This is a genomic window from Fictibacillus sp. BK138, assembly GCF_004216955.1.
Classification (GTDB): domain Bacteria; phylum Bacillota; class Bacilli; order Bacillales; family Fictibacillaceae; genus Fictibacillus.
On sequence record NZ_SGXL01000001.1, the window covers coordinates 1,659,083 to 1,671,237 of the forward strand.

Consider the following 12,155-nt stretch of genomic DNA (forward strand, 5'->3'; position numbering starts at 1 on the left):
TTATTGAAAGGCTTGTTATGGATTACTGCGTTTCGCCGTGATTAAGCGAAATTGCGCGAACTCTTAAATTTTAGCTTGAAAGTGTAATAAATAAATGCTGTTTTCGCAAAACTTTGTTGTTTTTGAAAGTAGTTGAATTCCGTTCCAGGTAGCTCGCTTTCCGCGGGGCGTGCGGTGAGCCTCCTGCCGCTCTGTGCCATTAGGAGCCTCCACCTGACCGCTCGTCCCGCAGGAACCTCGCACCTTGCACTCCATTCAACTTATCTATGAAGTGAAAAAATGGATTGTAAGCAAGACTCTTTTAGAAAAGACCCTAAATAAAAGATCACGTACCGTGAAATGTTTTATTAACGTTGAATAATCCCCTGATTTTAGGCATTCTAAAGTACCACTTTAAAAGAATTTCTGCTATAGTAAACAGGGATAAGTTTCAAAGTATAGGAGGAAGAACAATGGAAAGTAAAATCGAGGTTCTTTCTACGGTTAAGGTAGACAAGTCTAGTGATTTGTACAAAGTGGTTTCAGAGTTGAACAAAACATTGAAGCATCAGGATCTAATGTTTGGGCTTGCGTTAGATGACGAGAATAAAGAAAAGATGATTTTTACGATCTATCGCACATAGAGAGGCTGAAATATGGGAAAAAAGTGGATACTTATTATTGTGGGCATTTTGGTTTTAGCAAGCTGGCAGGCATATTACCTTTATAGCGGAGTGCAAGCTAAACCACAGAAAAAAGAAGCTGAAGCTGTTGAACTTGCAAAAAAAGAAAAAAATCTTACATCTGTTACAAATGTAGAGCACTTTTTCAAGAATGAAACCTATTATGTAGTAGAAGGTAAGAACGAGCATGGGACTGATATGATCGTCTGGGTAGGAAAAGATAAAAAGATTTTTTCAGAGATTGCTAAAAAAGGCTTATCAGAAAAACAGATGATTGATTATGTGAAAAAGAACCATAATGCTGAACAAATTATTGACAGCCGTATAGGCATGGAAGATGAGATCCCATTATGGGAGGTAGTCTATATCGATGATCAAGATCGCTATACGTATTATTATGGATACTTTGAAACAGGAAAACGGTATGAGATCTACCGTCTTAAAAAATCTGAACAATAAAAAAGTGGAGGGATATTATAATGAAGCTTGCAAAACGTGTGGAGGCATTGACACCTTCGACAACATTGGCAATTACAGCAAAGGCAAACGCACTTAAAGCAGAAGGGCACAATGTAATCGGTCTTGGTGCAGGAGAGCCGGATTTTAATACTCCTATACATATTATTGAAGCTGCTTATCAGTCTATGAAAGAAGGACATACAAAGTATACAGCTTCGGGCGGTCTACTTTCGCTTAAAAAAGCGATCACAAACAAATTAAAACAAGATCAAGGGCTAACATATGAAACTTCTCAGATCATCGTGAGTACAGGAGCGAAGCACTCACTTTATTCCTTGTTCCAAGCAATAATTGATGAAGGTGACGAAGTAATCATCCCTATTCCTTACTGGGTAAGTTATCCTGAACAAGTTAAACTTGCAGGGGGAGTCCCAGTTTATGTAGAAGGAAAAGAAGAGAATCAATTCAAGATTACAGCAGAAGATTTGAAAACATCGATCACAAAACAGACGAAAGCGCTAGTTTTAAATTCCCCTAGCAATCCGACTGGTTCACTTTATACAGCTGACGAGCTGAAAGCGATCGGTGAAGTCTGTCTTGAAGAAGATGTGCTGATCGTTTCTGATGAAATCTATGAAAAATTAATCTATGGCGGGGCTAGGCACACATCGATCGCTGAACTTTCCCCAGAGCTGAAAGAGCAGACGATCATCATTAATGGACTTTCGAAGTCACATGCGATGACAGGGTGGAGAATCGGATTTGCAGCCGGAAACGCTAAGATTATTAAGGCTATGACAAATTTGGATAGCCACAGTACATCCAATCCAACTACTATTTCTCAGCATGGTGCTTTAGCTGCTTACAATGGCACACAAGAGCCTGTTGAAGAGATGCGTCAAGCTTTTGAAGAGCGAATGAACAAAGTCTATGAGCGTCTTATCACATTGCCTGGCATCAGTTGTGTTAAACCCAATGGTGCGTTCTATCTTTTCCCGAATGCAAAAGAGGCTGTTGAGATTACAGGCTTTAATACAGTGGACGAATGGGTTGAAGCGATTTTAGAAGAAGAGAAAGTTGCGCTTGTTCCAGGTTCAGGATTTGGTGCTCCTGATAACGTTCGCCTTTCATATGCAACTTCATTGGACACAATCATGGAAGCACTTGATCGAATTGAACGTTTTATCGTCCGCCATTCAAAGAAAGATTGATTTTTAGTGAGCGGTCATTCATAATTTTTTGATAGAGACAGATTTTAGAAACAGTGGAGGTACATTTTGTGAAAACTACTATTAAAAAGCTACGCGAACATGTTGGTGAGTCTGTAACGATTGGTGCATGGCTCTCAAATAAACGCTCTTCAGGTAAAATTGCTTTCTTGCAATTGCGTGATGGAACAGGATTTGTTCAGGGTGTCGTTGTAAAAAGCGAAGTTGGAGAAGAAATTTTTGCAAAAGCTAAAGGATTAACTCAAGAATCCAGTCTATACGTAACAGGTACTGTAAAAGAGGACGAGCGTTCGGCACTTGGTGTGGAACTTGAAGTAACTGAGGTTGAAGTACTGCATCAAGCTGTAGATTACCCGATAACACCGAAAGAGCATGGAACAGAATTTTTGATGGATCACCGTCACCTTTGGATCCGCTCAAAGCGCCAGCACAGCATTTTAAAGATCAGAAACGAAATCATTCATGCTGTAAACGAGTTCTTCTATAACAATGATTTTATAAAAGTAGACCCTCCAATTCTTACTGGAAGCTCTGCTGAAGGAACAACATCTTTGTTTCATACAAAATACTTTGAAGAAGATGCTTATCTTTCTCAAAGCGGACAGCTTTATATGGAAGCTGCAGCGATGGCACTTGGAAAAGTATATTCTTTCGGACCGACTTTCCGAGCTGAGAAGTCTAAGACCCGCCGTCACTTGATTGAGTTTTGGATGATCGAGCCTGAGATGGCATTCGTTGAACACGAAGAATCACTTGAAATTCAGGAGCAGTTCATCTCACATATCGTTCAATCTGTGATCAAGCGCTGTGAAAACGAGCTGAAGACACTTGGTCGTGATATTTCGAAATTAGAGAACGTTAAAGCTCCTTTCCCGCGTGTTTCTTATGATGATGCGATTAAAATGTTAAAAGAAAAAGGATTTGATGATATTGAGTGGGGTGATGACTTTGGTGCTCCTCACGAAACGGCGATTGCTGAGAGCTTTGATAAACCGGTATTTATCACAAACTACCCTAAAGACATAAAAGCGTTCTATATGAAGCCGGATCCAGACCGCGAAGATGTTGTATTATGTGCAGACTTGATCGCTCCTGAAGGGTATGGAGAGATTATCGGAGGAAGCCAGCGTATCGACGACCTTGCTCTAATGGAGCAGCGTTATGAAGAACACGGATTAACAGATGATGCTTATAAGTGGTATCTAGAGCTCAGAAAATACGGAAGCGTTCCTCATTCTGGATTTGGTCTTGGCTTAGAACGTACAGTTGCTTGGATTTCTGGAGCTGAACACGTTCGTGAAACGATCCCGTTCCCTCGTCTATTAAACCGTTTATATCCTTAATAAATATGAAAAATCTCCCTGGTGCAGGGAGGTTTTTTTCTTGGCTTTATCAAAAGATAGAGCTAGTTCTTATGCTATAATGGTACAAGAGGTGTTGCAAGTGAACGGAATGTTATTTGAAAAATGGATGACAGAAGGATCGGTCAGCATACCAAATATGCTTTTGAAATCTTATAAAAAAATCGGACTTTCAGATACCGAATGTATGCTGTTCATACAGCTTCATGTCTTTATTGAATCTGGAAACTATTTTCCTACTCCGATAGAACTGGCTGAACGGATGACGGCTTCATCCCATGAGATGTCTTCCATGCTTCGTTCATTAGTTGGAAGAGGGCTCCTTGGGATGGACCAATACGAGGATAAAGAAAAAGGCGTTTATTTTGAAGCGTATACCTTGCAGCCGTTATGGAACAGGCTGATGGATAGTTTAAAAGAAGAAGAACAAATACAGAAAGAGACAAATAGAGAACAGCTTGAGAAGAATGTATTTGTATTATTCGAAAAAGAATTCGGCCGGCCGCTTTCTCCGATGGAACTTGAAACATTAAAAATATGGATGGATGAAGACCGACAATCTCCAGAACTCATACTAACGGCATTAAAGGAATCCGTTTTGTCGGGCAAACTCAACTTCAGATATATCGATCGCATTCTTTTTGAATGGAAGAAAAACGGAATAATGACTCCAGAATCTGCAAAGCAGTATGGAGAGAAATTCCGTGTCAGACAGCTGCAGAAATCTGGCCAATCCGATAAACCAAGAAAAGACAGTGAACTAAAGAGGCCCGTTTATAATTGGCTAGAATCATAAATGCAAAACAAACAGACCCATATAAAACTGGGTCTTCTTTTTCATTACAGGAGGAATGTAAACGTGTTAAACAAAGCTCAGATTCAATTTTGCCTGGAACAGATCGAGGATATGTTTCCAGATGCTCATTGTGAGCTGCATCACTCAAATCCGTTCGAGTTGACGATAGCTGTCCTGTTATCTGCACAATGTACGGATGCACTTGTTAATAAAGTAACACCAAAGCTTTTTGAAAAATATAAAAACCCTCAAGATTACTTGGAGGTTTCTCTTGAAGAACTTCAAGATGACATCAGATCGATAGGGCTTTATCGCAACAAGGCGAAAAACATTCAAAAATTAAGTGAGCTCGTCCTTAACGAATACGGTGGAGAAATTCCAAAAGACCGTGATGAGCTGACAAAGCTTCCAGGTGTAGGTAGAAAAACAGCGAACGTAGTTGTTTCCGTTGCTTATGATGTCCCTGCTATCGCAGTTGATACACATGTTGAACGCGTTTCAAAAAGACTAGGAATCTGCCGATGGAAAGATTCTGTCTTGCAAGTGGAAGAAACACTAATGAAAAAGATTCCTAAAGAACTATGGGGTGCTACACACCACCGTCTTATTTTTTTTGGAAGGTATCATTGTAAGGCCCAAAATCCTAATTGTCCTGAGTGTCCTTTGCTATCTATATGTCGTGAAGGCAAAAAGCGGATGAATCAAAAAGAGAAGAAGAAATGACTAGCAAAAATAACCATAGACTGACTCAAATGAGCGAATTCTACCTCTAGAGTCAGTTTTTTAATTCATTTTATTTGATTTTGGTACAATTTGTTAAAATATGTGATGTAGAGCGATTTTTATGTGATTGCTTGCATATTCTATGTGATGAGATCATGTTTTTATGTGATCATGACTGATTTTTACCTTTTAATAAAAGGAGGGAGTTCATTTTGGAACAATATATAGAACAATTGACAGAGATATTTAAAGAATGGAAAGAAAAAAGTCCGTTTATAGCGGAGTGTTTTAAAAAACGTGATCGAAATAAAGCAAAAGAACCGATGATCTATTTTTTTCACCAGTTTTTGAAGGCGTTATTTTTCGGTAACAGAAAAATGGTCGATGAACAGGTGTTTCTAAAATGGAAAGAGAACGTAAAGAAACTAAATGGACTGCCAGTTAATGCTATAGAGCGCCTTTCATTTATTGAAGAACAGCCGGATCATTATCAATCTTTTATTCAGTTAAGTGAATTATTTTCGGAATGGGAAAAGAAAAGTGTCATACTTTTTAAGCGGAAAACATAAGGACAAGGCACTTGGACATATGATGAAAGCATGAGATGTATCAAGGAGGGGTATCATGCAGATTCATGTGGTGAAAAAAGGAGATTCCTTATGGAAGCTTTCACAGTACTATAGACTCCCATGGCAAGAACTCGCTGCGGTAAACAGGCTGACAGCAAAAGATATACTTTCTGTTGGCCAGACACTATTTATCCCTACACCTTTTACTTATACAGTCCGGCCAGGAGATACTCTAAAAGAGATCGGGGATCTGATCGGCGTTTCTGTTGCACAGCTGCAGCAGGCTAATCCGGGTGTTACGGATGTGAATTTAGTGGCCGGTAAGCAGTTAAATGTTCCAGAACGAACGAAAAAGGATATTACGACAAATGCATTTGCTGAACCCGTTCCAAAAGCAAAAGAAAACTTTGATGCAGCAGCAAAGGGATTATCGTATCTTACAATGTTCAGTTATGAAGTAAATGAAAAAGGTGAACTGAAGCCACTTGATGATACTGAATTTTTGAAAGACGTCAAGAATAAAAATGTAAAACCGCTCATGTCTATTACAAATATTAAAGATGGGGAGTTCAGTGAAGAGGTAGGTACAGCGATACTGACAAACAAAGAGATCACGAACAAAGTAATTGATAATTCTTTAGCTATGATGAAGCAAAAAGGATACCAAGGTATATCTGTTGATTTTGAGTTTTTAGGAAAGAAAAATAAAGAAGCCTATAATCAGTTTTTAAGGACACTGACTGGAAAGATGCATCAGCAGAACTATATCGTGATGACTGCAGTAGCACCGAAGATCAGTGCAACACAGATTGGCGAATGGTACGAATCACATGATTATAAAGCTCATGGTCAGATCGTAGATTACGTTATTTTGATGACATATGAATGGGGTTATAGCGGTGGACCACCGATGGCTGTTAGTCCGATCGCTTCGGTAAAAAAGGTTTTGGATTATGCTGTTAGCGAGATAGATCCTAATAAAATATTAATGGGAATAAATCTATACGGCTATGACTGGACGCTGCCATACAAACCAGGAGGAGAATTTGCTAAAGCATTGAACCCAGTTCAGGCAACTCAGCTAGCCGGAAAAAGACAGGCAGCTATTAAGTACAGCAGAAAAGATGAAGCTCCATATTTCAGATACTGGGATAAAAATAAAAAAGAACATATCGTATGGTTTGAGGATTTAAGAAGCATGAAAGCGAAATTCGATGTTGTCGATCAATACGGTTTCGCTGGCGTAAGTTTCTGGAATTTATCTTTTGGCTATCCTGTGTTTTGGAACTACTTAGTAGACCGTTATGACATTAAATAAAAAATCCGCCAGATGGATCACAATGATCATCTGGCGGATTTTTGTGTTTGTTATTGATTGAAAGGAGGGAACTGCAAGCCCCCGCCGCCTTCCTCTTCTTCATTTCCTCCGCCTTGACCAGGAGGAGGAGTTCCAGGTTCTTGACCAGGAGGTGGTTCTGTACCAGGTTCTCCTCCAGAAGGAGGCGGTGGTGTTCCCGGTTCACCTTGACCAGGAGGGGTACCTGGTTCGCCTTGACCAGGAGGAGTGCCTGGTTCACCTTCACCAGGCGGCTGCGGCGGTTGTTCTCCCTCTGGTCCTTCAATCGTGATTGATGTTTCAGCAGGTTCGCTTTCAGTGTTGTTTTCACTGTCGACTGCTATTACTTGGAACGTGTATTTACCAGGAGCAGGGGATGGAACAACAAATTTCGTATCATTGATCGTCGCTCGTTCCTGCATCGGTCCATCGTTGTAGCTTGCAAGGACCTTAAAGGTAACACCTTCTTTTTTCTCGTACTTCCATTTAACTTCGATCTCATTTTTCTTTTCATCGAACTTCGCTTCAAGTCCTTCAATGCCAGTTGGTTTCTCAAACTTGTCGCTTACATCTGGAAGCTTAGATCCTTTAACGAACAGTTCGATAATTTTTTCTGAATCTGGCGTAAACTCACTTGCACGTTTTCCAGTTCCTTTTTCCATCGGAACTTCTGTCACCGATTTCGGTTTCTTAAAGTCAGTGTTCTTGTGCTTGAGCTGACTCATGATGTCTTTAAAGATCTGTTTGGAATAGTCATCTTTAGCATTGTCAAGGTATAGTGCATCACCATTTTTATCTTGGTATTGATCATACCCAGTCCAGACTGCTGCGGTGTAGGTTGTTGTGTATCCAGCCATCCACGCATCTTTTGTTGCATTACTTGGCATGCCGTACTTATCCCGAAGGTCTTTAGGAAAATTTGTCGTACCTGTTTTCCCAGCTAATTTTAATCCGCTCACATTGGCTTGAGTACCTGTACCACGTTTCATAACATCTTTTAACATATCTGTGATCATGTAAGCCGTATAATCTTTCATAGCTGCTTTCGGTTCCGGCTCGACTTCAATCACTCTGCCATCAGGGAATTCAATTTTACGGATCGTTGTCGGCTTCGTATAAACACCGCCATTTCCGAATGCTTGATATGCACCTGCCATTGTAAGCGGCGATACTCCCTGTTCAAAGCCTCCGATTGCATAAGACGGGTAAGTGGTATCTGGATCTAAGTCAAATCCAAGCTTATTAGCAAAGTCGGTAGCTTCTTCAGGACCTACTTCTTGGAAAGTCTTAACAGCCGTAGTATTTTTCGATTCAACGAGAGCCTGGCGCATCGTGATCTCTCCAACATTTTTCTTATTGAAGTTATTTATTGTTACATCACCGATTTTTACAGGTTCATCGTTAAGCATGTGAGCAGTGCTCCATTTTTTGTTTTCAATGGCCGGACCATAATCTAGGATCGGTTTGATTGTTGATCCTGGCTGGCGCGTGATTCGCGTTGAGAATTGGTTACTCAATTCGTTTCCTCGTCCGCTGCCGACCGCACGTATCGCACCCGTTTTCGTATCAACGATTGCTACACCTGACTGTAACAGCTCATGCTCTGGTTCTAACTTAGCTTTTAATACATCTTCTGTAACTTGTTGAGCTTTTGTATCAAGGTTCGTGTAAATCTTGAGTCCGGAAGAGAATATATCAGTTTCTTCAAGCCCTTCGATATCTTTTACATCATCCATTACTTGTTTGATATACGCATCGTATGGGCGTGTTTCAGTCTTGACTTTACCTTCTACAAGACTATCTTTTACAGAAATACTTTTCGCTTTTTCTGCATCTTCCTTAGAAACAAATTTATGCTGAGCCATTAGATTAAGGACTACGTTTCGTCTATGCTCAGCTTCCTTTGGGTTGACAGTCGGATCGTAATAGCTCGGAGCTTTAGGCAATCCGGCTAATAGGGCTGCTTCATGCAGTTCGAGCTCATTTACATCTTTGTTAAAGTACACTTTTGCAGCTGTTGCAATCCCATATGCACCTTTACCAAAATAAATCTTATTTAAATACATTTCTAGAATCTGATCCTTCGAATACTTTTGCTCTAACTGAACAGATAGATAGGCTTCACGGATCTTTCTTGTAAGTGATTTTTCATTTGTTAAAATCGTGTTTTTTATAACCTGCTGAGAGATCGTACTTGCACCTTCAGCACCAAATCCTTCGGTTACGTTTGCGAATGCAGCACCGAATAACCGTCGTACGTCAACACCGCTATGTTTACGGAAACGCACATCTTCCGTTGCGATAAACGCATTTTGAACAGGTTCAGGAATTTCATTTATCTTTACTCTGATCCTTTTTTCTTGTCCAGAAACAAGGGAAACTTCTTTATCATTCATATCCATGATTTTAGAAGATACAGGTGTTTCTAGTTTCTTCGGATCAAGCTTTGGAGAAGTAGCGGCGATTACACCTACTGTTAAAAGTCCTAATAATCCTAAAATAACTGCAAGCAATAGGAGAGTCTTCTTCCAATTGCGTCTTGGCTTTTTCGTTTTCTTCGCCGGTGTGGAACCATTAGACGATTGTCTTCTTTCTACCCGGCTTCGGTAATCTTTTGACATAGTTTTACCAACCTTTCAACTTCATAAAAAAACTAACATTATCAATATTCGTGGCAAATTCTTAGTTTATGAACAATCAAAGAGAACGAGAGAAATAGACACGATCTACAGTTTCTAAGTAATTCAGCCTAGGTTGATACCCATTAGTTATAGAATGTCCTTTTTCTTCGATTTCACCCTTCGGAATTGATTTTCTCCCCATGTTTTGTTCCTTCCAATAGTGAACAAGATAAGAGCTGTCGAGCAGATAGCTGTCATCGGTAGAGGAGAATCGAAGAATGATAAAAGAGATTCCTCCATGATCTAAAATCTGCTGCATATGTGTGATCTGATGCTCATGAAAATTCTTGAGCGGAAAACTCGTCTTGTTCTTTGTTTCTTTTGCTTCAAAGTCTATATACCTTCCTTTATACACACCGTTATAATCGGTAGTTGAAGCGAGTTTGAAGTATGCTTCACGAATGACGGCTGCAGATCGTTTCGGGTACTCAACATTCACGATTTGTACAGGAGTCGGTTTTTTGTGAATGATCGCTTTATTCGTTAAGAGATAGAATTGATTGCTTTGATTGATATCGTCTTCGAGCGACATTCCTCTGTTGCTGTAAGACACTTCTTTTTTAACAGAAGATGGGGAAGACGATCGTGTTTTGATTACAGAAGTCACTTTCTTACCATTTGGATAATGAAAGGTTCCCATGATTCATCTCCTTTTTAATGAAAGATGGCTATGCGCATTATTACGAAAATAGATACACATAGCCTCGTATAGTTTACTTTTCTAATAGTACAGAAAGTTCATCTTCTTTAAAGCCCATTACAACCTTTTTGCTCTCTTCTGACTCGATCACGGTTACAGGAGTAGCAGAAGCACCCAGATCCAAGACTTCCTTCATATAGCTTTGGTTTTTTCGTATGTCGCGTTCTTCAAATTCAATATTGTTTGCTTTCAGCCACTCTTTTTCTGCGAAACATGGAGGGCACGTTTCCTGTGTATAGATGATTACTTTTTTCTCCAATTTTTATGCCTCCTTTTTCCATTTTGCATCTTTCATAAAGTTTAGTTTACTCCTTTTTCTTATACGATACAAATATTTTATAGTGCTGATGTGAACGATAAACGTAGGACAAAACTTAGGAGGCACAGCGTGGAAGAGCGGTATCAGGATATAACAATGACAATCTTGAATAAGACGAATTCACAAAATCGTGATAATATTTCACGTACCGTAAGCTATGCCTCTTTTTTTAAAAGAAATCCTGAGATAAGATGGGCGATGCTAGCAAGTCTTGTGTCACGGAACGCTGGATACAGCATGTGTGATCTAAAAGGAGAATGGCTACCAAGATTCTTATCTGAAGATACCAGAAAACATTTATTTCATACATATGAACGGGCAAACTGGCTGATTTTCCAGGATGCTTATCCACAGCTGCTGCTTTATGAATATTCCAAAGAGAATGGAATCCCATTATTTGATCTTCTTGATAATTTTTATGTTTCAGCATTCATGAAAGAAGAATGGCGCCGTTTTTGGATCGAAAGAGATTTAAAGAGAATATGTACATCATTAATCATCAATGAACAGCATGTGATTGGTAAGCCTGTGATTAAGCAGTCATTTTATAAGAAAAGGATATTTTCAGGTATGCCATTTCTGCTTCAAGACTATATGCATTTCAGTACAGTACTATTTCCCGTTCTTTCTGGGGATGTATACGGGATTTCAGTTCATGGATTTAAATCTGTAAAAAACAGAATAGAAACGGGGAAGATGCTTTACTCCATTTTATTTGAATCGAGATGGAGTGAAGACATTATCCGTTTTTCTAATGCAGTTATTCATACTGGTTCGCGGCATGATTTTGAAAAGTATGTATATCCGAAAAAAATGAGGGAGACACCGCTGCTCAGGATGGTCTATCCAATTGTCCCCCATCATAGAAAACCAATGAAAGACTGGTATAGAAAGGGGATGGATATGGAGGTCTTCTATCACCCCGCAAAGAGTATACAGCAACCATGTCTAACAAGTTGGTATAAACAAAAACAGAGGCAGATTAAAATAGGTATCCTATTAAAAGAATGGATACAAAATCGATAAATAAAAAAGACGGCAGAGGAAACGCCGTCTTTCTTATGTTACGTGCTCGGTATATCAGGGCCATTCAGTTTTTTATCACCATAACCTGTGTTTTGCTTTTGTTCTGTTTTTTCAGTACCTTCCTGTTGTGAATACTGATCTTGTTTTCTTTGCTGTTTGCTGTCTTGATTCATTTTTTGCACCTCCTTTAATAAAACGTGAACTCATATTAGTTTTACGGTTGAAGCGACTGAATATACAAACAATCAACAAATAGCTGTCGAATTAAAGTTGAAAAAGGATATTTACACTTTC

At 39.4% G+C, this 12,155-nt stretch carries 14 protein-coding genes; 9 read left to right on the plus strand and 5 right to left on the minus strand.

Annotation, left to right across the window (positions count from 1 at the left end; genetic code table 11):
• Positions 1-41 precede the first annotated feature (41 nt).
• A complete protein-coding gene (locus tag EV282_RS20190) occupies positions 42-200 on the minus strand; it encodes a hypothetical protein (protein WP_165389400.1) in 159 nt (52 codons plus the stop codon).
• 252 nt (positions 201-452) lie between these two features.
• On the opposite strand from EV282_RS20190, the gene EV282_RS08250 reads away from it, so the two are divergent.
• From EV282_RS08250 to EV282_RS08285, 8 genes are all read left to right on the plus strand, one after another.
• On the plus strand, positions 453-623 hold the full coding sequence (locus EV282_RS08250) for a YpmA family protein (RefSeq protein ID WP_077364085.1): 171 nt from the start codon (positions 453-455) through the stop codon (positions 621-623).
• 12 nt (positions 624-635) lie between these two features.
• Complete coding sequence (locus EV282_RS08255; RefSeq protein ID WP_130295295.1) at positions 636-1,121, plus strand: DUF5590 domain-containing protein; 486 nt, start codon at positions 636-638, stop codon at positions 1,119-1,121.
• Between the two features lie 20 nt (positions 1,122-1,141).
• Entirely contained in the window at positions 1,142-2,332 is a 1,191-nt protein-coding gene (locus EV282_RS08260) for a pyridoxal phosphate-dependent aminotransferase (RefSeq protein WP_130295297.1), read from the plus strand.
• A 68-nt stretch (positions 2,333-2,400) separates the two neighbouring features.
• Positions 2,401-3,693, plus strand: a complete 1,293-nt coding sequence (asnS, locus tag EV282_RS08265) for an asparagine--tRNA ligase (protein ID WP_130295299.1) — start codon at positions 2,401-2,403, stop codon at positions 3,691-3,693.
• 40 nt (positions 3,694-3,733) lie between these two features.
• Positions 3,734-4,507 carry a DnaD domain-containing protein gene (locus tag EV282_RS08270; protein WP_319005287.1) on the plus strand — a complete coding sequence of 258 codons (774 nt, stop codon included), beginning with the start codon at positions 3,734-3,736 and terminating at the stop codon, positions 4,505-4,507.
• A 63-nt stretch (positions 4,508-4,570) separates the two neighbouring features.
• Positions 4,571-5,230, plus strand: a complete 660-nt coding sequence (gene nth / locus EV282_RS08275; RefSeq protein WP_130295301.1) for an endonuclease III — start codon at positions 4,571-4,573, stop codon at positions 5,228-5,230.
• A gap of 212 nt (positions 5,231-5,442) precedes the next feature.
• Entirely contained in the window at positions 5,443-5,799 is a 357-nt protein-coding gene (locus tag EV282_RS08280; RefSeq protein WP_130295303.1) for a YpoC family protein, read from the plus strand.
• Positions 5,800-5,854: 55 nt separating this feature from the next.
• The gene (locus tag EV282_RS08285; RefSeq protein WP_130295305.1) at positions 5,855-7,117 is read left to right on the plus strand and encodes a glycosyl hydrolase family 18 protein; all 1,263 of its coding nucleotides are present in this window, start codon (positions 5,855-5,857) and stop codon (positions 7,115-7,117) included.
• 50 nt (positions 7,118-7,167) lie between these two features.
• Here the strand turns inward: EV282_RS08285 and EV282_RS08290 are convergent, their stop codons facing one another.
• From EV282_RS08290 to EV282_RS08300, 3 genes are all read right to left on the minus strand, one after another.
• Positions 7,168-9,756 (minus strand): transglycosylase domain-containing protein, encoded by a 2,589-nt coding sequence (locus EV282_RS08290; RefSeq protein ID WP_130295307.1) that lies wholly within the window; start codon positions 9,754-9,756, stop codon positions 7,168-7,170.
• Positions 9,757-9,832: 76 nt separating this feature from the next.
• Complete coding sequence (gene recU, locus EV282_RS08295) at positions 9,833-10,456, minus strand: Holliday junction resolvase RecU (RefSeq protein ID WP_130295309.1); 624 nt, start codon at positions 10,454-10,456, stop codon at positions 9,833-9,835.
• Between the two features lie 73 nt (positions 10,457-10,529).
• Entirely contained in the window at positions 10,530-10,775 is a 246-nt protein-coding gene (locus EV282_RS08300; RefSeq protein ID WP_130295311.1) for a glutaredoxin family protein, read from the minus strand.
• A 129-nt stretch (positions 10,776-10,904) separates the two neighbouring features.
• Between EV282_RS08300 and EV282_RS08305 the strand changes: the two genes are divergently transcribed.
• Complete coding sequence (locus tag EV282_RS08305) at positions 10,905-11,861, plus strand: DUF2515 family protein (protein ID WP_242611843.1); 957 nt, start codon at positions 10,905-10,907, stop codon at positions 11,859-11,861.
• 38 nt (positions 11,862-11,899) lie between these two features.
• On the opposite strand, the gene EV282_RS20565 is transcribed toward EV282_RS08305, so the two are convergent.
• Complete coding sequence (locus EV282_RS20565; protein WP_264191104.1) at positions 11,900-12,034, minus strand: hypothetical protein; 135 nt, start codon at positions 12,032-12,034, stop codon at positions 11,900-11,902.
• Positions 12,035-12,155: the final 121 nt, after the last annotated feature.